This is a genomic window from Allobosea sp. AK1 (assembly GCF_006714945.1).
GTDB classification, from domain to species: Bacteria; Pseudomonadota; Alphaproteobacteria; order Rhizobiales; family Beijerinckiaceae; genus Allobosea; species Allobosea robiniae.
Window position 1 is genome coordinate 4,587,657 of the sequence record NZ_VFMG01000001.1, and the last position, 22,046, is coordinate 4,609,702.

The window sequence follows — 22,046 nt, forward strand, 5'->3', positions numbered from 1 at the left end:
CGGACATGGCTGACACGCAGGACATCGCGACGCGGGACTCGGCGATCGTCAACGCTCGCCTGATCGACCCCGCAACCGGTCGCGAAGAAGCGGGCTCCGTCCTGCTCCGCAACGGCACGATCGCCGCGGTCGAATGGCAGGGCGCCCCCGCTACGGGCGAGGGCGTGCGCCGCATCGATGCGAAGGGCCAGGTACTGACGCCCGGCCTCGTCGACCTCCGCGCCTTTCTGGGCGAGCCCGGCGCCGAATTCCGCGAGACGCTCGGTACCGGCTCACAGGCCGCGGCCGCCGGCGGCGTCACCACGGTCGTCTGCCGCCCGGATACCAATCCGCCGATCGACGACCCCGCGATCATCGATTTCGTCAAGCGCCGCGCCCGCGACAAGGCCGTCGTCAACGTCCTCTCCTGTGCCGCCCTGACCAAGGGCCTGCATGGCCAGGAGATCACCGAGTTCGGCCTGCTGCTGGAAGCCGGCGCGGTCGCCTTCTGCGACGGCGCCAGGGGCCTGCGCAATCCGCAGGTCATGCGCCGGGCCATGATCTATGCCCGGAATTTCGACGCCCTGATCATGAACCATGTCGAGGACCCCGAGCTGCGCGGCTCGGGCGTGATGAACGAGGGCGAGTTCGCCAGCCGCAAGGGCCTGCCGGGCATACCCGTAGAGGCCGAGACGGTGATGCTGGAGCGCGACATCCGCCTCGCTCGCGCGAGCGGCGCCCGCTACCACGCCGCGATGATCTCCTGCGCGGAATCGGCCGAGCTGGTGCGTCGTGCCAAGCAGGACGGCGTGCGCGTCACCTGCGGGGTCTCGATCAACAACCTCACCCTCAACGAGAACGACGTCGGCGAGTACCGCACCTTCTGCAAGGTCACGCCGCCGCTGCGCCACGAGGACGACCGCCTCGCGATGGTCGCGGCGCTGGCCGAGGGCGTGATCGACGTCGTCGTCTCCGATCACGATCCTCAGGACGTCGAGACCAAGCGCCAGCCCTTCGCCGAATGCGCCGACGGCGCGCTCGGCATCGAGACCATGCTCTCGGCTGCCCAGCGCATGGTCCAGGCCGGGCAGATCGGCCTGCCGCAATTGCTCGCCGCCTTGTCGGCACGGCCGGCCGCCTTGCTCGGGCTCTCCGCCGGCAGGCTCGCTGTCGGGGCGCCCGCCGACCTCGTTCTGTTCGATCCCGAGGCGCCTTTCGTCGTCGACAAGCGCAAGCTCAAGTCCCGCGCCAAGAACTCGCCCTTCGACGAGGCACGGCTGGAAGGCATCGTGCAGGCGACCTTCGTCGGCGGCCGGGTGGTCTACGAAGCCGAGCCGGGCTAGGCTACCTGCGAACCGGGGGAACGGGCGGCATGACGGATGTTCTGAACTGGGGCCTCTCCGGCTCCGCCACGCTGATCGCCCTCGTCGTCGGCTATCTCTTCGGCTCGATCCCCTTCGGCATCATCCTGACCAGGCTCGCCGGTGGGCCGGACCTGCGCAGCATCGGCTCCGGCAATATCGGCGCGACCAATGTGCTGCGCACCGGCAACAAGAAGCTCGCGGCGGCCACTCTCGTCGGCGACATGCTCAAGGGCACGGTGGCTGTCCTGGTCGGCTCGCGCTTCCTCGGCGGCGCCGAGGCCGCGCTGGCGGCCGGCGCCGGCGCCTTCCTCGGGCATCTCTTCCCGGTCTGGCTCGGTTTCAAGGGCGGCAAGGGCGTCGCGACCTATCTTGGCGTGCTGATCGGCGTGAAGGCTTCGATCGCGCTGGTCTTCGCCGCGATCTGGCTGAGCCTGGCCTATCTGTTCCGCTATTCCTCTCTCTCGGCTCTGGTCGCGAGCGTGTTGACGCCGCTCCTGCTCTGGTTCTGGGTCGGGATGCCGAAGGCGGCGCTCGTCATGGCCGGGCTCACCGTCCTGCTCTGGATCATGCACCGGGAGAACATCGCCCGGCTATTGGCCGGACGCGAAGGCAAGATCGGCCAGAAGGGCTGACAGGGGCATGGCTGGGATCGTCCTCTCCGATCGCCAGCGTCTCGATTGGTTGCGGTTGATCCGCAGCGAGAGCATCGGCCCGCGCAGCTTCCGCACCCTGATGAACCGCTGCGGCGGCGCGGCCGCGGCACTCGATGCGCTGCCCGACCTCGCCCGGCAGGCGGGCCGCGCCATCCGCATCTGCCCGGCAGGCGAGGCCGAGCGCGAATTCGAGGGACTGTCGCGCCTCGGCGGCCGCTTCATCGCGCTCGGCGAAGTCGGATATCCCGTCCCGCTGCAGGCGATCGATTCGGCCCCGCCCTTGCTGGCGGTGCTCGGGCGCGGCGACATCCTGCAACGCCCTGGCGTGGCCATGGTCGGTTCGCGCAACGCCTCGGCCGCGGGGATGAAGTTCACGGCGCGGCTTGCCCGCGAGCTCGGCGAGGCCGATTTCACCGTGGTCTCGGGGTTGGCGCGCGGCATCGATACGGCAGCCCATGAGGCAAGCCTCGAAACCGGCACGGTCGCCGTGCTCGCCGGCGGGCTCGACGAGATCTACCCGCCGCAGAACATCCCGCTCGCCCGCCGCATCCTGGAGCGCGGCGCGCTGATCAGCGAGATGCCGCTCGGCTGGGTCGCGCGGGCGCGCGACTTCCCCCGCCGCAACCGCCTGGTCTCGGGGCTGTCACTCGGCACGGTCGTGGTCGAGGCGGCGCGCCGTTCGGGCTCCCTGATCACCGCGCGCTTCGCCAACGAGCAGGGCAGGCTGGTCTTCGCCGTTCCGGGCTCGCCGCTCGATCCGCGCGCCGAGGGCGGCAACCACCTGATCCGGGAAGGGGCGACGCTCTGCGCCGAGGCGGCCCATGTCATCGAAGCGCTTCAGCCCTTGCGCCAGCGCGAGCTCGACCTGTCCTTCCCGGTGCAAGCCATGCGCGAGGTCATCGGAGAGCCCGCCTCCGAGGCGATGTGGGACGAACTCGACCTGCCCGAGATCATGCCGGCGCCCGGCTATGCCCGGCATGAAGACGGCTTCGAGCCGGAGCCACCGTCATCATTGCAGGCGAAGGGCGCTGCCGATTCCGGCCGGCTGGTGCTCGATCTTCTCGGCCCCACTCCGATCGGGCTTGACGATCTCGTCCGTGCCAGCGGGCTTGCGGCCCGCGAGATCGGTCATATCCTCGTCGAGCTGGAGCTCTCGGGAACGATACGGCGCCACCCCGGCGGGGCATTGTCGCGCAACCTGCCCTGAACCGGCCAGGCCGGTTTCAATGACGGTCGCTGCGCGGCGATGCCAGTCGCTCGATTTCCGCCGAGGCCTCGATTCTGGCCATTTCGAGAAAGTAGCTGAGGGCGCTGAGCCTGGCATCGCGGGCCATGGCGCGGAGTTCCGCCGCCATCCCCTCGATGAAGCAGGCGGCCTCCAGCGGCGACATCGGCCGGCTGGGAATGTCGTCTTCGCTGAGCCCTCCCGGATCGGGCTCAAGTGCGACCAGCTTGGAGACTTTGTGTTTCATGGCGAATGGATTCCCTCGCATAATCGGGGATCGACTCGTCCGGCGGGCTTTGCTTCCCGGACAGATATGCAATCATAGATTGCATTTATGAATGAATTTCAAGTTTCCGTATACTATGCCAGAAGAAGGACCGCTGCCGGAAGCGTCGCCAGGGCGAGCAGCGTCTGCAGCGTCGTGATCTCGGCCATCAGCGGGGCGTCGCCGCCGAGGTCGCGTGCCAGGAAATAGGCGGCGGTGGCCGTCGGGACGGCGCCTGCGACCACCGTCATCGCAAGGGCCGGGCCGGTGACGCCGAACCAGCCGGCATAGAGCCAGGCCAGCACCGGCATGACCGCGAGCTTGAGCCCGACGGCAACGGCATGCGCCAGCCGTGGCCGGGCCAGGCGGTCGAGGTCGAGCGCCGAGCCGACCACGAGCAGCCCGATGCCGAGCGAGGCACGCCCGAGCACGTCGAGATAGCCGGTGAAGGCGGTGGGCAGCAGCCACTGAACCTGATTGAACACGAGGCCGACCGCCGAGGACCAGATGAAGGGGTTGTAGAGAATCGAGCGGATCATCGCGCTCAGGCTCATCGGCTTGCCGCTGGCGAAGCGGGCGAGCACGAAGACGCACATGACGTTGAGCAGCGGGATCATCGTGGCGACGGCGATCGCCATCAGCGTCGTGCCGGTGCGGCCCTGCAGGCCGGCCGCCAGCGCGAGGCCGACGAAGCTGTTCCAGCGCACCGAGCCCTGGAAGATCGAGGTGAAGGCCGGTCCCCCGATACCGACCCGCGCCAGCAGCGGGCGGGCGAGCAGGAGCAGGGCGGCGACGCTGAGGATGGCGAGGACGAGGCTCGCGCCCATGCCGAGGACCGGAACGCTGCGCAGGTCGGCCATGGCCAGCGTATGGATCACCACCGCCGGAAACAGGACCTGGTAGGTCAGGCGCTCGACGCCGACCCAATGCGCCGGCGAGACGATGTTGCGCGCCTTCAGGAACCAGCCCGTCGCGATGACGAGGAAGACGGCGATCAGGCTATCGAGCATGGAGGGGCCGGAAACGAGGGCGGGGCAGGAGGCCGTGGCGAGAGGCTGTCGGGAACAATGGAGATGGGCAGCCGTTTTACTGTCGAACTGACCTGTCCCTGTCATGCCCGTTCGTGGCCGGCAAGGGCGCGGGAGAAGGACCGTCCTGTCCCTGCCGCAATGCTGCCGCGATTGGTTCAGGTCCCATTCAACCGGATTGCCCCATACTGGCTTCAACATTGGGTGATCTCGTGAAAGGAGATGCCGTCATGATGTCTCTGAAGAAGAAAGTCGCTGTTGCGCTGACCGCCGCGAGCGTTGCCGCGGGCAGCTTTGCCGTTCCCGCCATGGCGGCCGAAACGCGCGGCTTCGACGCGGCGCGCCTCGACAAGGCCCAGGCCGAATATACGCAGTATCGCTACCGTCACGGCTATCGTGGCCATTGGCGCGGCTCGTCGCGCGGCGCGGCGGTTGCCGGTGCGATCGGTCTCGGCATCCTTGGCGCTGCGGCCATCGCGGCCAACAGGAATGCTTATGCGGGGCCGAGCTACTACGACGACGATGGCTATTATGCGCCGCTGGCGCCGGTCTACGTCGCGCCGAGGCGCTACTACGCCCCCTATGGCTATCAGCCCTATGATTTCCGGGACTATCGCTGAGATCGATCGCAGCTAGACCGGCAAGGCCCGCGCCGTCGCGCGGGCCTTTCTGTGTGACGATATATTTGGGATTTGGCGTCATGAAGCGCGGTCATGGACTTTCCGATGGGGGTATCGCCACGATGAAATCGCTTCGAAAGACACTGGTCGCAAGCCTCGGTCTGGTCGCGCTGGCCTGGGCTTCCGCTCAGCCGGCCGTCGCCCAGTATTACGGCGGCCAGGGCAACGGCTACGAGCGCCGTGGCCAGGAACGCAACGGCTATGACCGCAACGGCTATCAACGCAACGGCTATGAACGCCGCGACTCCTGGCGTGACGATGATCGTGGCTCGCGTTTCGGCCGGGACGACGGGCGCGGTGGCTACGGTCGCCGCACGCAGAATCCGATGGCCGGGATGAGCCTTGAAGAGCAGAAGCGCGCGGTCAAGAACGAGCGCGAGGCGCAGAAGAAGGCGTTCAAGCGCGGCCAGATCTTCCAATAGGTCCAGGCTGGCACGACGCCGGCAAGGACGGCTTTCACGAAGGCCGCTTCGCCATCCGGCCGGCGGCCTTCAGTCGTATTGGCTTTCGTCTTCGCCATCCTCCTGCGGTCCGAGCCGGCCCAGCCGGTCGAGCGCGCCTTGCAGGATATAGGCGGCCGCCATCTTGTCGACGACGGCGGCGCGCTTGGCGCGCGAGGCGTCGGCATCGAGCAGGGTCCGCGTCACGGCAAGCGTCGACATGCGCTCGTCCCAGAACACGATCGGCAGGTCGGTCAGCGGCACGAGATTGCGCACGAAGGCGCGGGTCGACTGCACGCGCGGTCCTTCCGTGCCGTCCATATTGAGCGGCAGGCCGATGACCAGCCCGGCGACCTGGTGCTTGCCGGCGATCTTCAGCAGCGCTGCTGCATCGAGCCCGAACTTGACCCGCTGGATCGTCTCCAGCGGCGTCGCGATCTGCCGCTCCACATCCGAGAGCGCCAGCCCGATCGTCTTGCTGCCGAGATCGAGCCCGAGCAGCCGGGCATGCGCCGGCAGGTCGAGGAAGGCTTCGAGCGGGACGACGGCGCTGGTCATGGCATGGCGGTATCACGCGCCGGCCGGCCTCGCGAGCGATACCTTCTTCGATGCGCCCGGCGAATGACGGGTTCCCGGCGGCTGTAGCGCGGAAGCCATCGCGCATCGCCGGCTATCAGGCTATATCCGCGCGCTTGAAAAGCGGCGCTGCCGCATAAAGGATAGTCCCGTGCCGGCGCGCATCTCGCTCCATGTTCCCGACAAGCACCTGCTCGGCGCCTATCAGGCGGCGTTGCGCGGCGGCTGGTCGCCGAATACGACGCGTAACGTCGCGCCCGAGCATCTCGCTGCCATTGCCGCCGATCCCGACGCTTTCCTCGCCGAGATCCGTGGCGGCCCCGGCCGCATCCGCCTGCCGGATGGCCGCGAGGTCGACCGCATTCCCGGCCCGACGCGCTGGATCTTCGCCGAGGATCGTCCCGAGCGGCCCTTCATCGGTTCGATCAACCTGCGCTGGCAGGAGGATGCGGCGGGTCGCCCGATCCTCGCCCTGCCGGAGCATGTCCTCGGCCATGTCGGCTACACCATCCTGCCGGCCTTCGCCGGGCGCGGCTACGCGACGGCGGCGCTTGCGGCGATGCTCGGCGTGGCACGCGAAGCCGGGCTGCCCGAGATCAGCATCACCTGCGACGCGACCAACCAGGCCTCGCGCCGCATCATCGAGAAGAATGGCGGGCGGCTGGTCGAGACTTTCGTCGCGCCGCTCTACGGCCCCGATCAACGCCTCCGTTTCAGCGTCAGCACCGCACCATGACCGATATCGTCATCACCGAGTTCATCGACGACACCGCTCTCGCCAACCTGAAAGCGCGGTTCGCGGTCCATTACGACCCCGAGCTCTATGCCGATATCGACGAGATGGCGCGGCTTTTCGCCGATGTCCCGGCCGTGATCGTGCGCAACCAGACGCAAGTGCGTGGCAAGGTGCTGGAAGTGGCGAGGGCGCTCAAGGTCATCGGCCGCCTCGGCGTCGGCCTCGACAATCTCGACATGGAGACTTGCGCCGCCCGTGGCATCCGCGTCTTCCCGGCGACCGGCGCCAACAGCCTCTCCGTCGTCGAATATGTCATCGGCACGACGATGACCCTGCTGCGCGGCGCCTATTACGCCAATGCCGCGATGCTGGCCGGCGAGTTTCCCAAGACCAGGCTGATCGGCCGCGAGATCGCCGGCAAGCTGATGGGCCTTGTCGGCTTCGGCTCCATCGCCCGCGACGTCGCCCACCATGCCCGCGCGATCGGGATGGAGGTCGCTGCCTACCATCCGCGCCTCCCCATCGATGATCCGGCCTGGAGCGGCGTGCGGCGGCTGGAGCTCGACGAATTGCTGGAGCAGGCCGACATCATCAGCCTGCATGTCCCGCTGACCTCGGAAACCCGTGGCATGATCGACGCCAAGGCCTTCGCCCGGATGAAACCGGACGCGATCGTGATCAACACGGCGCGCGGCGGCATTCTGGACGAGGCGGCTCTGGTGAAGGCGCTCAAGGCCGGCAAGCTCGGCGGCGCGGCGATCGATGCCTACGAGCAGGAGCCGCTCGGCAAGGACGCCGCCAAGGTCTTCACCGGGGCGCCGAACCTGATCCTGACGCCGCATATCGCCGGGAATACGGTGGAATCGAATGGGCGTGTGTCCGGGCTCGTCGCCGAGAAGGTCATGGCGGCGCTGGACGAGCGGATTTAGGGCGATCTGGACAGCCAGGGAGCGACGGCTTTCGCTCCCTGGCTAACCTCGAAACGGATTGAATAATCGCCTCGAGGCCCGTTTCATGGCCAGACAGGTGCGCCGTCCAGCCCTGTGCTTTCCGGTAGACCGCAGATCAGGTTCGCATTCTGCAGCGCCTGACCAGCTGCGCCTTTACCGAGATTGTCGACCACGCCCATCGCGATGATCAGGTCGCGCTCCGGGTCGGCCGCATAGCTGACGAATGCGAGATTCGAGCCGGTCGCCCATTTAGTCTGCGGTGGCTTGTTGGTCACGCGGACGAATGCCCGCTCGGCGTAGAAGCGCCGCGCCGCGTCCAGGCACTCGTCCGTGGTGGCGCGGCCGCGACAGTAGATGGTGGCGAGGATGCCGCGAGTCATCGGCACCAGATGGGGCGTGAACACCAGCCCGGCCGCGCTGCCGCCGCTCAGCCGTTCGATCGTCTTGGCGATCTCGGGCATGTGGACATGCTTGAGCAGGCCATAGGGCACCAGGTTCTCGTTGCTCTCGGCATAGCCGAACTTGCTGTCGCCGCCCCGGCCGGCACCGGAGATGCCCGTCTTGACGTCGATCACGATGTTGCCGGGCTCGATCAGCTTGGAGGCCAGCAGCGGAGCCAGTGCGGTCAGCGTCGCTGCAGGAAAGCAGCCGGGGTTGGCAACGCGGGTCCGGCCCTCGATCTGCGCCGGCCAGATGTCGGCCAGGCCGTATGCCCAGCCCTCGACATAGCGGTGGTCACCGCCGATATCGACGATCTTCACGTCCTGGGGGACGCGTGCCAGCGCGTCGGCCGAGGCGCCCGTGGGCAGCGACGCGAAGAGCACGTCGAGCTTCGGCAAGGTTGCCGGGTCCCATTTCTCGATCACCAGTCCGGCCAGCTTGGTCGGCACGCCGGGGAAGCGATCCACCAATCGGCTGCCGGCGCTGCTGTCGCCGGCCGCGTAGACCAGCTCGAAAGACGGGTGGCTCGCGATCAGGCGCAATGCTTCGCCGCCGCCGAAGCCACTGATCCCGACAATGCCGACGCGAATGCTCATGATGATGTCCTTCTGGGGTTCGGGCAAAAGAAAACCCCCGGAGCCGAGGGCTGCGGAGGTTCGGGAACACGGGCCGGGGGCCGCTTCGGCGGATGAAGCCTACGGTGAGGCTGTCATCATGCGGAAGGGCGCTGATCGACGCGCAGCCGGAAGAGCCGCCGCTTGTGTGAAGCAGCGTCGGCGTCGATCACAGAGGTTCCGGTTTCCGCGCATGTCCCGCGACACTGTCGCTGCCCCTATTCATCGTCAAGCGGAAACTCCGCGTTCGCCGCAACGCGGACGCTGCGCGCTCAGCAAGCGTTCCAGCTCGCCATCAAAAGCTCACACGAAATCGAACCGGTCGACATCGACCAACCCCTTGTCGGTGATCTTGAGATGCGGGATCACCGGCAGGGTCAGGAAGGCGACCTGCAGGAAGGGCTCGGCCAGCACGACGCCGAGCGATTTCGCGGCGGCGCGTAGTTTTTCAAGATCGTGCCTGACTGCCTCGAAGGGCTCTTCGCTCATCAGCCCGGCGACCGGCAGCGCCAGCTCCGCCGTGACCTTCCCGCCATCGGCCACGGCGAAGCCGCCGCCGGTCTCGATCAGCCGGTTGGCCGCCGCCGCCATCGAGGCCTCGTCGACGCCGACGACGCAGAGATTATGGCTGTCATGGCCGACGGAGGAGGCGATGGCGCCGCGCTTCATGCCGAAGCCATGGACGAAGCCGCCCGCAATGCCGCCATTCTTGCCGTGCCGCTCGATCACCGTGACCTTGATCGCATCCTGCGCCAGATCGGGCAGGGCCTCGCCGTCGCGCGAGGGCAGGGCCATCGCCAGGCGCTCGGTGATGATCCGCCCCGGCACCACGCCGATCACCGGCGTCTCGCCGTCGCGGGCCTTAACGGTGAAGTCGGCGGGCGCGAGCTTGCGGCTCTTCACGCTGCCGAGTCCGACCGGAGCGATCGTCGCTCGGTCCGCGAACAGCGCCTCCTCGACCAGCCGGCCACCCGTCAGGACCTGCTTCACCGAGCAGGCGGCGAGGTCCTCGACCAGCACGATATCGGCGCGCTTGCCCGGCCCGATGAAGCCGCGATCGAACAGCCCGAAATTCCGCGCCGCCGACAAGGAGGCGACGCGATAGGTCGCCAGAACATCCGCACCCTCGGCGATGGCGGTGCGGATCATGTAGTCGAGATGGCCCTCCTCGCCGATATCGAGCGGGTTGCGGTCATCGGTGCAGAAGGCGAGGAAGGGCGAGGTGTCGCGGGAGATCAGCGGGATCAACTGATGCAGGTCCTTCGAGACCGAGCCCTCGCGGATCAGGATCGCCATGCCCTTGGCAAGCTTTTCGCGAGCCTCGTCGGCCGTGGTCGTCTCGTGGTCGGTGCGGATGCCAGCCGCGAGATAGGCGTTGAGGTCCATGCCACGGACAAGCGGCGCATGGCCGTCGATATGGCGATGCGAGAAGGCCTCCAGCTTGGCGAGGCAGCCGGGGTCGCGATGGATCACGCCCGGAAAATTCATGAATTCGGCCAAGCCGATCACCTTGGGGTGATCCATCATCGGCGTGAGGTCGCCGGCCTCCAGCGCGGCCCCCGCCGTCTCCAGATGCGTCGCCGGCACGCAGCTTGAGAGATTGACGCGCAGATCCATCCGCATCGCCTCGGCGCAGGCGAGGAAATAGCGGATTCCCTCGGTGCCGAGCACGTTCGAAATCTCGTGCGGGTCGCAGATCGCGGTGGTGACGCCATGCGGCAGCACGCAGCGCTCGAATTCGAGCGGCGTCACCAGCGAGGACTCGATGTGCAGGTGCGTGTCGATGAAGCCGGGCACGGCGATGAGGCCCCTGGCATCGACGACGCGCTTGCCCTCATAGGTCCCGTAGGTCCCGACGATGGTATCACCGCAGATCGCGATATCGCTCTCGACCAGCGCGCCGGTGACGAGGTCTAGGAGCTTCGCGCCCTTGATGACGAGATCGGCCGGCTCGTCGCCATGCCCCTGGGCGATCCGGCGGGCCAATTCTTGACTGGAGACCGTGGCGGCGTCGGTCATGGGGCGATTTCCGTCTGACATCATCGCACGAACCTGCACGGGCTGTTCCAGCTTGTCGATATATCCCAACGCGAGTCATCCCGGACAAGCGGCGTAGCCGCGCCGATCCGGGATCCATTCCGGAACGCAAGCCATCTTGAGCGCCTAAGCGTGCATCGGGCATCGTTCCGGAATGGGTCCCGGGTCTACGCTTCGCTCCGCCCGGGACGACGGCGCGGGTATTTCTCGATGTGGGTCTATCTTCTCGCCAGCAAGAAGCATGGAACGCTTTATGTCGGCGTGACCAATGCATTGTCGCGTCGGGTGGGGGAGCACCGTAATGGTCAAGGCTCTGAATTCGCGTCCCGTTATGGCGCCTTGCGCCTTGTCTACGCCGAGCACTTCGCGAGTCCGGGCGAAGCCATCGCTCATGAAAAGCGCATCAAGCATTGGCGTCGAAGCTGGAAGATCGCGCTGATCGAGCGTGCCAATCCCGAGTGGAATGATCTATATCCGACGACGCATTTCGATTGATCGAAAGCCCGGAGCCTTCGCATGAAACTCACCTGGTACGGCCATTCCGCCTTCCGCGTCGATCTCGACGGCGCCGCCATCCTGATCGACCCGTTCTTCACCGGAAACCCGGCCTTCGAGGGCGATGTCGCCGCGATCTCCAAGGGTATCAGCCATATCGTGGTCACCCACGGCCATGGCGACCATGTCGGCGACACGCTCGATATCGCCGGGAAGACCGGCGCGACCGTCATCACGAATTACGATCTCGCCATGCACCTGGCCTCGCAGGGGCTGAAGAGCTTTCAGCCGATGAACACCGGCGGCACGGTCGATCTCGGCCCGTTCAGCGTCACGCTCACGCGCGCCGATCATTCGGCCGGCATGGGCGAGGGCGGCGTCAACGTCCCCGTCGGCAGCGCCAATGGCGCGATCATCAAGGCCAAGGGCGAGAAGACGCTCTGGCACATGGGCGATACCGACATCTTCTCCGACATGGCGCTGCTCAGCGAGATCCACGGCGTCGAGGCCTGCATCTGCCCGATCGGTGACCGTTTCACGATGGGCGGCAAGGTTGCCGCGCTGGCCATGACCCGCTTCGTCAAGCCGAAGCTGGCGATCCCCAGCCATTACGGCACCTTCCCGATCATCGACCAGAATGCCGACGCCTTCGTCGCCGGCATGCAGGGCAGTGGCATCGACGTGATCCTGCCGAAGAAGGGTGAGGCTTTCGCGATCTGAGCCGGAGAATCCGGCCTGATCGCTCAATGCTGATTTACGTTTGCCCGTTCGCCGCGCTATAGCGCGGCGAACCGTTTTCCGGCGCGCGATCCGCGCCCTCTTCAGGAGTCCGCCATGTCGGTCGATCTCGCCACCGTCAAACGCGTCGCGCATCTCGCGCGCATCGCCGTGCCGGAGGCCGATCTGCCCAAGCTGCAAGGCGAGCTCAACGCCATTCTCGGCTTCGTCGAGCAGCTCAACGAGGTGAATGTCGATGGCGTTGAGCCGATGACCTCGGTGACGCCGATGGCGATCTTGCAGCGCGAGGACGTGGTCAATGACGGCGAGATCGCCAACGCGATCGTCGCCAACGCCCCGGCCTCCGAGGACAACTATTTCATGGTGCCGAAGGTGATCGAATAAGCGCGAGGCGCGCCTGTTCGATCGTCCCGGAGGCGCGAAGCGTCATCCGGGATCACCATCTGCATACAGAACGGAACTGAAACCGTGACCGATCTCACCCGCCTGACGCTGACCGAGGCCCGCGACGGCCTGAAGGCCAAGACCTTCTCCGCGACCGAACTGACGAAGGCGCATATCGCCGCCGTCGAGAAGGCCCGTGCCCTCAACGCCTATGTGCTGGAAACCCCCGAGCACGCCCTGAAGCAGGCTGCCGCCTCCGACGAGAAGCTCGCCAAGGGCGAGGCTGGCCCGCTCGAAGGCCTGCCGCTCGGCATCAAGGACCTGTTCGCGACCAACGGCGTGCGCACTACGGCCTGCTCGAAGATCCTCGGCAACTTCGTGCCGGCCTATGAGTCGACCGTGACGAGCCAGCTCTGGCGCGACGGCGCCGTGATGCTCGGCAAGCTCAACAACGACGAATTCGCCATGGGCTCGTCCAACGAGACCAGCGCTTTCGGCAATGTCGTGAACCCGTGGCGCCGCAAGGGTTCCAATGTCGGTTCTGGCGCCGGTGGCGCCGTCGAAGGCAACCATCTCGTGCCGGGCGGTTCGTCGGGCGGTTCGGCTTCGGCCGTCGCCGCCGGTCTCTGCTTGGCCGCGACCGCGACCGATACCGGCGGCTCGATCCGCCAGCCGGCGGCCTTCACCGGCACGGTCGGCATCAAGCCGACCTATGGCCGCTGCTCGCGCTGGGGCACGGTCGCCTTCGCCTCCTCGCTCGACCAGGCCGGGCCGATCGCCAAGACCGTGCGCGACGCGGCGGTGATGCTGCGCTCCATGTCCGGCCACGATCCCAAGGACACCACTTCGGTCAACATGGCCGTGCCGGATTACGAGGCCGCGGTCGGGCGCTCGGTGAAAGGCATGAAGATCGGCATCCCCCGCGAATACCGGCTGGATGGCCTCAATGCCGAGATCGATGCGCTCTGGCAGCAGGGCATCGAATGGCTGAGGGCCGCAGGCGCCGAGATCGTCGAGATCTCGCTGCCGCATACCAAATACGCCCTGCCGGCCTATTACATCGTCGCCCCGGCCGAGGCCTCCTCGAACCTCGCCCGTTATGACGGCGTCCGCTACGGCCTGCGCGAGCAGGGCAGGGACATCGTCGAGATGTACGAGAAGACCCGCGCCGCCGGCTTCGGCGCCGAGGTCAAGCGCCGCATCATGATCGGCACCTATGTGCTATCGGCCGGCTATTACGACGCCTATTACGTCCGGGCTCAGAAGATCCGCACGCTGATCAAGCGCGATTTCGAGGCGGTCTATGCGCAGGGCATCGACGCGGTGCTGACGCCGGCGACGCCGTCGGCGGCCTTCGGCATCGGCGAGAAAGGCTCGGCCGATCCGGTCGAGATGTACCTGAACGACATCTTCACGGTGACGGTGAACATGGCCGGCCTGCCCGGCATCGCCGTGCCCGCTGGCCTGGATGCTCAGGGCCTGCCGCTGGGCCTTCAGCTCATCGGTCGCCCCTTCGACGAGGAGACCTTGTTCTCGCTCGGCGAAGTGATCGAGCAGGCGGCGGGCCGCTTCCCGGTCTCCGAGCGCTGGTGGGGCTGAGCGGAGTTCGGCCCCCGGGCTGCTGACAGAACGCTTCGCCATCCGGACGCTTGGTGAAGCCGCCCCGCCCCGGGATGGCATGAGCTGCGCTTGGCCGTTAGGCTGGTTGCCTCTTCAAAGGAGACGGCGATGATCGTCAGCCGCGCGATGGCCTATGCCTGCCTGATGGTGTTCGCCGGCATGCTCGTGCTCATCGCCGCGCTGATGATCCTGCTGACGATCGTCCAGATGGCGCGTGGCGAGACGATTCCGGATTTGGGCGCCAGGGCGATCGGCACGGTGATCGCCGCCGGCCTCGCGCCGCTCTGCCGGGCATTGGCGCGACGTCTGGTCTAGGCCCGCCGGGCAGGGGCGGCGAACGAAAAAGGGGCCGCATCGCTGCGGCCCCTTTCCTGTTTGGCTGTCCCGGGCCTTCCGTGGCCTCAATGCGCCCCGGTCGGCTGCCCCGCCGCGGCCTTGCGCTTCGTCCCGCGCAGATCCGCCAGCCAGCGCACCATCACGTAGAACACCGGCGTGAAGATGAGGCCGAAGAAGGTCACGCCCAGCATGCCGGAGAACACCGCGATGCCCATCGCCTGGCGCATCTCGGCGCCGGCACCGACCGAGACGGTCAGCGGCAGCACGCCGAGGATGAAGGCCATCGAGGTCATCAGGATCGGCCGCAGGCGGGTCTTGGCGGCGGCGATCGCCGCGTCGCGGCGGTGCATGCCCTCGTCCTCGGCCTGCTTGGCGAACTCGACGATCAGGATCGCGTTCTTGGCTGCAAGGCCGACGAGCACCACCAGGCCGATATCCACCAGGATGTTGCGGTCGAGCCCGGCATAGTTCACCCCGAACATCGCCGCCAGGATACACATCGGCACGATCAGGATGACCGAGAGCGGCAGGAGCCAGCTTTCGTAGAGCGCCGCCAGCAGCAGGAAGACGAACACCACCGCCAGCCCGAAGGCGATCACCGCGGTGTTGCCGGCGAGCTTCTCCTGCAGCGCGATCTCGGTCCATTCGAAGCCGAACCCGGCCGGCAGCCGCTCCGCCGCGATCTTCTCGACCGCCGCGATGCCCTGTCCGGTCGAGAAGCCGTGTGCCATCGAGAGCTGCACCTCCGCCGCCGGATAGAGGTTGTAGCGCGGCACGCGATAGGCGCCGGTCGTGTCATGGAAGGACGCGACCGAGCCGATCGGCACCATCTCGCCATCCGCATTGCGGGTCTTGAGCGTGGCGACGTCGCGCGTGGTCAGGCGGAACGGGTTGTCGGCCTGCGCCGTGACGCGAAAGGTGCGGCCCAGCAGGTTGAAGTCGTTGATATAGGCCGAGCCCATATAGACCGACAGGGTCTCGAAGATGCGCGTCACCGGCACGCCGAGCATCTCCGCCTTGGTGCGGTCGATATCGGCATAGATCTGCGGCGTCTTGGTCGAGAACAGCGTGAAGGGCTGCTGGATGCCCGGGACCTGCGCGGCCGAGCCGGCGACGGTCCAGGCCGCCCCTTCAAGCGCCGCAAGCCCGCGTCCGCCGCGATCCTGCACATAGCCCTTCAGGCCGCCGCCGGTGCCGATGCCCGGAATGGCCGGCGGCTCGATCAGCAGGGTGAAGGCCTCAGTGATCCCGAACATCTGCTGGCGCAGATCGTTCAGGATGCCCTGTGTGGTCAGGCCCTGCTTCTCGCGATCCTTGAACGGCGAGAGGGTGACGAAGGCGACGCCCGCGTTCGGCGCGATCGTGAAGGTCGCTCCGTCGAGACCGGCGAAGGCGACGGTATGCGCCACGCCGGGGCGTGACTGCAGGATCTCGTTGGCCTTGCGCAGCACCGTGTCGGTACGTTGCAGCGAGGAACCCGGCGGCAACTGGATCACGGCGATGAAATAGCCGCGGTCGAGTTGCGGCACGAGGCCGGTCGGGGTCTTGCGGATATCGTAGACGGTTGCCGCGATCAGACCGGAATAGACGATCAGCAGGATCACCGCGATCCGGATGAGCCGCGAGGTGACGCGGCCATAGGTTCGCGACAGCCAGTCGAAGCCGGCGTTGAAATAGTGGAAGAACCAGCGGACCGGCGCGCCCAGCTTGTAGAGGAAGCCGTGCTGCTCGTGCTCGTCATGCTTCTTGTGCGCCTTGAGCAGCACCGCCGACATCGCCGGCGAGAGCGTCAGCGAGACGAAGCAGGAGATTGCCGTCGAGGCTGCGATCGTCACCGCGAACTGCTGGTAGAACGTGCCCTGCAGGCCGCTGATGAAGGCGGTCGGGATGAACACCGCGCAAAGCACGAGCGCGATGGCGAGCAGCGCGCCGCCGACCTCGTCCATGGTCTTGTGCGCGGCTTCCTTGGGCGTCATGCCCTCGGCCAGATAACGCTCGACATTCTCCACCACGACGATCGCGTCGTCGACGACGATGCCGATGGCCAGCACGAGCGCCAGCAGCGAGATCGTGTTGAAGGAGATGCCGACCGCGCTCATCACCAGGAAGGTGCCGACCAGCGAGACCGGGATCGCGACGATCGGGATGATCGCGGCGCGCCAGGTCTGCAGGAACAGGATGACCACGATCACGACGAGCACGACCGCTTCGAGCAGCGTCCGCACGACGGCATCGACGGATTCGCCGATGAACTCGGTCGGGTTGTAGATGATGCGGTGCTCGAGGCCGACCGGGAACTGCTTGGCCATGTCGGCCATCGTCGCGATCAGCTTGTCCGAGGTCGCGAGCGCGTTCGAGCCCGGGCGCTGGAAGACGCCGATGGCGACGGTGTTCTTGTTATCGAGATAGGCGTTGGTGGTGTAGTCCTGCGAGCCGAGCTCGACGCGGGCGATATCGCGGACGCGGATCGTGCCGCCATCGGCGTCCGAGCGCACGACGATGTTCTCGAACTCGGAGATATCCGTCAGGCGGCCGAGGGTGTTGACCGAGAGCTGGAAGGCCTCGTCCGACTTCGCCGGCGGCTGGTTCAGCGCGCCGGCCGCGACCTGGACGTTCGCCGCCCGGAGCGCGGCGACGACGTCGCCGGCCGTCAGGTTGCGCGCCGCCACCTTGGCCGGGTCCAGCCAGATGCGCATCGAGAAGTCGCGTGCGCCGAAGACCTGCACGTCGCCGACGCCGTCGACGCGGGTCAGCACGTCCTTCACGTAGAGCGAGGCGTAGTTGGAGATGTACTGCGCGTCGCGCGACCCGTCCGGCGAGATCATGTTGATGACCATCAGGAAGTCGGGCGAGGCCTTGCGCACCTGCAGGCCGAGCTGGCGCACTTCCGCCGGCAGGCGCGCTTCGGCCTGCGAGACGCGGTTCTGCACCAGCACCTGGGCCTGGTCGACATCGACGCCGGCCTTGAACACGACGTTGATGGTCACGCGCCCGTCGCCGGTCGACTGCGACGTGATGTAGAGCATGTCGTCGACGCCGTTCACCTCCTGCTCGATCGGCGTCGCCACCGTGGCGGCCACCGTCTCGGCCGAGGCGCCGGGATAGGTCGCGGTGATCGACACCGTCGGCGGCGCGATCTCGGGATATTCGGCGATCGGCAGCGAGCGCTGCGCGATGGCGCCGGCGATCGTCAGCAGCACCGAGAGCACGGTGGCGAAGATCGGCCGGTCGATGAAGAAATGGGCGAAGCGGAACATGGGGATGTCCTGGCCGGAATAAAGCGGGCGGGCGCCCGTTGGCGTCCATGATTCGATGCCGGGCCAGGCAGGGCCCGAGAGGCGGGCACCGGCTTTTGCGGAAAGCCGGTGCGGCAGGCGCTCAGTTGGTCGTCGCGACCTTGATCTCGCCGGGCTGCGGGGCGACGGTGACGCCCGGGCGGACCATCGGATTGGCGGTGCCGCCGACGATCACCTTGTCCTCGGGCGTCAGCCCGGACCGGATCACCCTGAGGCCTTCGCTGAGCGGCCCGAGCACAACCGGCTTCGGCACGACCTTGTTCTCGGGGCCGAGCGTCAACACGATCTTGTGGGCCTGGTCCGAGGCGATGACCGTGTCCGGCACCAGCAGCGCGTCGGATTCGCCGGCGTAGAAGCGCAGGCGTCCGAACACGCCCGGCGTCAGGAACTGGTCCTTGTTCTCGAACACGGCGCGGCCGCGGATCGTCGCCGAACGGGCGTTGAGCGCGTTGTCGAGGAAGTTGACCTTGCCGCGGCGGCCCCATTTGGGTTCGTCGGACAGGCGCACCTCGACCACCGTCCCGGCATCCTTGCTGGCCCCGTCGCGCGGATTGCTCATCCGGGCATAGCGCAGGTAATCGGCTTCCGAGACGTCGAAGGTGAAGTAGATCGGCGCGACCGCGACGATGGTCGTCAGCAGCGACGCACCCGACTGGCCGCCGGCGATCAGGTTGCCCGGATCGACGCGGCGGTTCGAGATGCGCCCGGCGAGCGGCGCGCGCACCTCGGTCCATTCGAGGTTGAGCTCGGCGTTCTTCAGGTTCGCCTCGGCACCCTGCAGCGACCCGACCGCACTGTTCAGGTTGGCGCGGCGCTGGTCGACGTCGCGCGCCGTGATCGTGCGGTTCTGGGTCAGGCCCTCGGCGCGCTCGACTTCATTCTGGGCGAGCTCGACCTGGGCCTTGGCGCGCGCGACTTCGGCGCGGGCCACGTCGACGGCCAGTTTGTAAGGCCGCTGATCGATGGTAAAGAGCAGGTCGCCCTTCTGGACGAGCGAGCCGTCGGAGAAATGCACGCTGTCGATGAAGCCGGAGACGCGGGCGCGCACGTCGACCTGTTCACTGGCCTCGAAGCGACCGGTGTACTCGTCCCAGTTGGTGATGCGCTTGGCGAGCGGGTTGGCGACCTGGACCGGAGGGGCCGGAGGAGCCCCCTGTGCGGCGGCGTCGAAAGCCGTCAGGGCGGTCGACGTGAAGATGGCGGTGAGCACCAGACCGATGAAACGGCTGCGTGACATGACGGAACTCCGGGTAACGAGCCGGCCCAACCAATGAGGGTTTCCGGCATTTTGCGCAAGAAGGGGTGGCGAGTGACGAATGTCAAGAACCATCACCCGTCAATCGGCGCGATATAGCGCCACATAAGCCACATTCCCGCCATCTGGTTGCAGGAGCGCAACGCGACGGGCCATTTTCGCCTCTCGTGAGTGCTGTGCCGGTGCAACGGGTGCTTGCCGCCCGCCCGCCGACATCGTAACGCGTAGGCGCTGGAGCATGCGCCGATCAGATTGCGTTGCAATATGATCGGGTCACGCGTCCTCTAATATAACTTGGAGACGGATTCATCGATCAGGTTTCGACGTGATCGGATCCGACTCTATCAGCCGGAAGAGTCCAGATGAACGCGCATGCCCGCCCCGCCGACCCGAAGAAGCTGATCAAGGGCGCGACCGGCGATTGGGAGATCGTGGTCGGCATGGAAATCCATGCCCAGGTCACCTCCAATGCCAAGCTGTTCTCCGGCGCCTCGACCGGCTTCGGTGCCGAGCCGAACGAGCATGTCAGCCTCGTCGACGCCGCCATGCCCGGCATGCTGCCGGTGATCAATGCGGAATGCGTCAGGCAGGCGGTGCGTACGGGCTTGGGCCTCAACGCGCAGATCAACAACCGCTCGGTCTTCGACCGCAAGAACTACTTCTACCCGGACCTGCCGCAGGGCTACCAGATCAGCCAGTACAAGAGCCCGATCGTGGGCGAGGGCGAGATCGTCGTCGATCTCTCGCCGACCGAGCAGATCACCGTCGGCATCGAGCGGCTGCATCTGGAGCAGGATGCCGGCAAGTCGATCCACGACCAGCACCCGACGATGAGCTTCGTCGACCTCAACCGTTCCGGCGTCGCGCTGATGGAGATCGTCTCCAGGCCCGACCTGCGCTCGGCCGAGGAAGCCAAGGCCTATGTCACCAAGCTGCGCACCATCCTGCGCTATCTCGGCACCTGCGACGGCGACATGGAGAAGGGTAACCTGCGCGCCGACGTCAACGTTTCCGTCCGCAAGCCCGGCGCGGAGCTGGGAACCCGCTGCGAGATCAAGAACGTCAACTCGATCCGCTTCATCGGCCAGGCGGTCGAGACCGAGGCGCGTCGCCAGATCGGCATCATCGAGGATGGCGGCACGATCGATCAGGAAACCCGCCTCTACGATCCCGGCAAGGGCGAGACGCGCTCGATGCGCTCCAAGGAAGAAGCGCACGATTACCGCTACTTCCCCGACCCGGACCTGCTGCCGCTCGAATTCGACGATGCCTTCGTCGAGAGCCTGAAGGGCGCGCTGCCGGAACTGCCGGACGCCAAGAAGGCGCGCTTCATCGCGACTTACGGGCTCTCGCCCTATGATGCCTCGGTGCTGGTCGCCGAGCGCGAGCAGGCCGATTATTTCGAGGAGGTCGCCAAGGGTCGCGACGGCAAGGCCGCCGCCAACTGGGTCATCAACGAACTATTCGGCCGCCTCAACAAGGAAGGCAAGGACGTCACGACCTCGCCCGTCTCGGCCGCGCAGCTCGGCGGGCTCGTCGACCTGATCGGTGAGGGCGTCATCTCCGGCCGCATCGCCAAGGACCTGTTCGAGATCCTCTGGACCGAGGGCGGCGACCCGCGCGAGATCGTCGAGACCCGCGGCATGAAGCAGGTCACCGATACCGGCGCCATCGAGAAGGCCGTGGACGAACTGATCGCCGCCAATCCCGACAAGGTCGAGCAGGTCAAGGCCAAGCCGACCATGCTGGGCTGGTTCGTCGGCCAGGCCATGAAGGCCTCGGGTGGCAAGGCCAATCCGCAGGCCCTGAACGAGATCCTGAAGCAGAAACTCGGCATCGAGTGATCATGTGACGCCAGCCGATCTCGTCATCCGCGACGCCGAAGCCGCCGATCTCCCGGCGGTCAGGGCGCTTTTGGTCGAGACCTGGCACGCCACCTATGACGGGATCTATGGCTGGCAGCGCGTCGCCGAGATCACCAATGCCTGGCACTCCCTCGAGAACCTGAAGGCGCAGCTCGGGCGCGACGAGGGCGTCTTCCTCGTCGCGCTGGTCGGCGAGGAGATCGTCGCGACGGCCTCGGCCCGGCAGGAGCGTGACGGCGCGGCCCTGCTGACGCGGCTCTATGTCCTGCCGACCCGGCAGGGCGTCGGCATCGGGCGCACTCTGCTGCAGGTCGCGCTGGCCTGCTTTCCGGAGGCGCCGGTGGCGCGGCTGGAGGTCGAGAGCCAGAACGAGCCGGCCATCACCTTCTACGAGCGCATGGGCTTCTTCCTGCAAAGGCAGGCGCGCTTCGACGGGCGTGACGATACGCCCAATACGCTCCTGATGGCGAAGCGCCTCTTCGTCGCCTGACGTAGGCGCCCAACAAACGAGACAGGCCTATGACGAAAACCGACGCTTCCGAAATCCGCATGCGCGAGGCGGCGAGGGCCGACGTATCGCGCGTCGCAGAGCTGATCATGCATGGCGCTTCCGTGCAGAAGCGCACGCCGGGAGAGATCGTGGCCGAGGCGCAGGACCCGGTCTATATCAAGGCCTTCGATGTGATCGCGGCCAACCCCTACAACACGCTCTTCGTCGCCGAGCATGAAGGTAAGGTCGTCGGCACCTACCAGATCACCGTCCTGCCGGGCCTGGCCGAGCGCGGGCGCATCCGCGCCAAGATCGAGAGCGTCCATGTCGCGCCGGAATGCCGGGGGCGGGGGATCGGTGCGATCATGATGCGCCATGCGCTCTCCTTCGCGGCGCAGAAGGGCGTCGGCCTCGTCGAACTGACCTCGCACAAGGCCCGGCCCGACGCGCATCGCTTCTACGCTGGCCTCGGCTTCGAGCAGAGCCACGAGGGCTTCAAGATGGCGCTCTCGCCCTGAGCGAGCCCGCCGTCAGGGCATGGCGCGGTCGCGCCGAAAGCGCACCGCAGCCCCTTCCGGG

Annotated in this window: 22 protein-coding genes; 15 read left to right on the forward strand and 7 right to left on the reverse strand. The window is 66.9% G+C overall.

The genetic code is table 11. The features are described 5' to 3' along the window. The first annotated feature begins 5 nt into the window (after window positions 1-5). The 3 genes from pyrC to dprA are packed head-to-tail and all read left to right on the forward strand — an operon-like array spanning window position 6 to window position 3,203. Window positions 6-1,322, forward strand: coding sequence for a dihydroorotase (gene pyrC / locus FHT98_RS22000; RefSeq protein ID WP_142115298.1), 1,317 nt, complete (start codon window positions 6-8; stop codon window positions 1,320-1,322). Window positions 1,323-1,351: 29 nt separating this feature from the next. Further along, window positions 1,352-1,975 (forward strand): glycerol-3-phosphate 1-O-acyltransferase PlsY, encoded by a 624-nt coding sequence (gene plsY, locus FHT98_RS22005; RefSeq protein ID WP_142115299.1) that lies wholly within the window; start codon window positions 1,352-1,354, stop codon window positions 1,973-1,975. A gap of 16 nt (window positions 1,976-1,991) precedes the next feature. Continuing rightward, window positions 1,992-3,203, forward strand: a complete 1,212-nt coding sequence (gene dprA, locus FHT98_RS22010) for a DNA-processing protein DprA (RefSeq protein WP_142115847.1) — start codon at window positions 1,992-1,994, stop codon at window positions 3,201-3,203. 16 nt (window positions 3,204-3,219) lie between these two features. Here the strand turns inward: dprA and FHT98_RS22015 are convergent, their stop codons facing one another. Continuing rightward, window positions 3,220-3,468, reverse strand: coding sequence for a hypothetical protein (locus FHT98_RS22015; protein WP_142115300.1), 249 nt, complete (start codon window positions 3,466-3,468; stop codon window positions 3,220-3,222). A 113-nt stretch (window positions 3,469-3,581) separates the two neighbouring features. After that, entirely contained in the window at window positions 3,582-4,496 is a 915-nt protein-coding gene (locus FHT98_RS22020) for an AEC family transporter (protein WP_185745246.1), read from the reverse strand. A gap of 248 nt (window positions 4,497-4,744) precedes the next feature. Here FHT98_RS22020 and FHT98_RS22025 point away from each other — a divergent pair, with 248 nt between their 5' ends. Both FHT98_RS22025 and FHT98_RS22030 read left to right on the forward strand, forming a co-directional pair. Continuing rightward, the gene (locus FHT98_RS22025; RefSeq protein WP_142115302.1) at window positions 4,745-5,134 is read left to right on the forward strand and encodes a hypothetical protein; all 390 of its coding nucleotides are present in this window, start codon (window positions 4,745-4,747) and stop codon (window positions 5,132-5,134) included. Between the two features lie 122 nt (window positions 5,135-5,256). Beyond that, window positions 5,257-5,616 carry a hypothetical protein gene (locus FHT98_RS22030; protein WP_142115303.1) on the forward strand — a complete coding sequence of 120 codons (360 nt, stop codon included), beginning with the start codon at window positions 5,257-5,259 and terminating at the stop codon, window positions 5,614-5,616. A 69-nt stretch (window positions 5,617-5,685) separates the two neighbouring features. On the opposite strand, the gene ruvX is transcribed toward FHT98_RS22030, so the two are convergent. Further along, window positions 5,686-6,192, reverse strand: a complete 507-nt coding sequence (gene ruvX, locus FHT98_RS22035; RefSeq protein ID WP_113587386.1) for a Holliday junction resolvase RuvX — start codon at window positions 6,190-6,192, stop codon at window positions 5,686-5,688. Window positions 6,193-6,361: 169 nt separating this feature from the next. On the opposite strand from ruvX, the gene FHT98_RS22040 reads away from it, so the two are divergent. Continuing rightward, window positions 6,362-6,946, forward strand: a complete 585-nt coding sequence (locus FHT98_RS22040) for a GNAT family N-acetyltransferase (protein WP_248309276.1) — start codon at window positions 6,362-6,364, stop codon at window positions 6,944-6,946. After that, window positions 6,943-7,875, forward strand: coding sequence for a hydroxyacid dehydrogenase (locus FHT98_RS22045; RefSeq protein ID WP_142115304.1), 933 nt, complete (start codon window positions 6,943-6,945; stop codon window positions 7,873-7,875). Before FHT98_RS22040 ends, FHT98_RS22045 begins: the two co-directional genes overlap by 4 nt. A gap of 83 nt (window positions 7,876-7,958) precedes the next feature. Here the strand turns inward: FHT98_RS22045 and argC are convergent, their stop codons facing one another. Together argC and ade are read right to left on the reverse strand one after the other, a co-directional pair. After that, entirely contained in the window at window positions 7,959-8,933 is a 975-nt protein-coding gene (gene argC / locus FHT98_RS22050; RefSeq protein ID WP_142115305.1) for an N-acetyl-gamma-glutamyl-phosphate reductase, read from the reverse strand. Window positions 8,934-9,254: 321 nt separating this feature from the next. Then, window positions 9,255-10,970, reverse strand: coding sequence for an adenine deaminase (gene ade / locus FHT98_RS22055; RefSeq protein WP_142115306.1), 1,716 nt, complete (start codon window positions 10,968-10,970; stop codon window positions 9,255-9,257). A gap of 228 nt (window positions 10,971-11,198) precedes the next feature. Here ade and FHT98_RS22060 point away from each other — a divergent pair, with 228 nt between their 5' ends. The 5 genes from FHT98_RS22060 (at window position 11,199) to FHT98_RS22080 (ending at window position 14,540) form a co-directional block, all read left to right on the forward strand. Beyond that, complete coding sequence (locus FHT98_RS22060; protein WP_142115307.1) at window positions 11,199-11,483, forward strand: GIY-YIG nuclease family protein; 285 nt, start codon at window positions 11,199-11,201, stop codon at window positions 11,481-11,483. Window positions 11,484-11,504: 21 nt separating this feature from the next. Then, window positions 11,505-12,203: a metal-dependent hydrolase gene (locus tag FHT98_RS22065; protein WP_142115308.1), complete on the forward strand. Its 699-nt coding sequence runs from the start codon at window positions 11,505-11,507 to the stop codon at window positions 12,201-12,203. Window positions 12,204-12,317: 114 nt separating this feature from the next. Then, on the forward strand, window positions 12,318-12,605 hold the full coding sequence (gene gatC, locus FHT98_RS22070; protein WP_061963832.1) for an Asp-tRNA(Asn)/Glu-tRNA(Gln) amidotransferase subunit GatC: 288 nt from the start codon (window positions 12,318-12,320) through the stop codon (window positions 12,603-12,605). A gap of 84 nt (window positions 12,606-12,689) precedes the next feature. Then, window positions 12,690-14,204, forward strand: a complete 1,515-nt coding sequence (gatA, locus tag FHT98_RS22075; protein ID WP_142115309.1) for an Asp-tRNA(Asn)/Glu-tRNA(Gln) amidotransferase subunit GatA — start codon at window positions 12,690-12,692, stop codon at window positions 14,202-14,204. A gap of 129 nt (window positions 14,205-14,333) precedes the next feature. Continuing rightward, window positions 14,334-14,540, forward strand: a complete 207-nt coding sequence (locus FHT98_RS22080; protein ID WP_061963828.1) for a hypothetical protein — start codon at window positions 14,334-14,336, stop codon at window positions 14,538-14,540. Between the two features lie 86 nt (window positions 14,541-14,626). Here FHT98_RS22080 and FHT98_RS22085 read toward each other — a convergent pair whose 3' ends face one another. Both FHT98_RS22085 and FHT98_RS22090 read right to left on the reverse strand, forming a co-directional pair. Next, complete coding sequence (locus FHT98_RS22085) at window positions 14,627-17,818, reverse strand: efflux RND transporter permease subunit (RefSeq protein ID WP_113587390.1); 3,192 nt, start codon at window positions 17,816-17,818, stop codon at window positions 14,627-14,629. A gap of 121 nt (window positions 17,819-17,939) precedes the next feature. After that, window positions 17,940-19,094: an efflux RND transporter periplasmic adaptor subunit gene (locus FHT98_RS22090; RefSeq protein ID WP_091855452.1), complete on the reverse strand. Its 1,155-nt coding sequence runs from the start codon at window positions 19,092-19,094 to the stop codon at window positions 17,940-17,942. A gap of 380 nt (window positions 19,095-19,474) precedes the next feature. Between FHT98_RS22090 and gatB the strand changes: the two genes are divergently transcribed. From gatB to FHT98_RS22105, 3 genes are read left to right on the forward strand one after another with little or no spacing between them, the layout of a single operon-like run. After that, entirely contained in the window at window positions 19,475-20,956 is a 1,482-nt protein-coding gene (gene gatB / locus FHT98_RS22095) for an Asp-tRNA(Asn)/Glu-tRNA(Gln) amidotransferase subunit GatB (protein ID WP_113587391.1), read from the forward strand. A 4-nt stretch (window positions 20,957-20,960) separates the two neighbouring features. Continuing rightward, entirely contained in the window at window positions 20,961-21,467 is a 507-nt protein-coding gene (locus tag FHT98_RS22100; protein ID WP_061963820.1) for a GNAT family N-acetyltransferase, read from the forward strand. Window positions 21,468-21,496: 29 nt separating this feature from the next. After that, window positions 21,497-21,985: a GNAT family N-acetyltransferase gene (locus FHT98_RS22105; protein ID WP_142115310.1), complete on the forward strand. Its 489-nt coding sequence runs from the start codon at window positions 21,497-21,499 to the stop codon at window positions 21,983-21,985. Window positions 21,986-22,046: the final 61 nt, after the last annotated feature.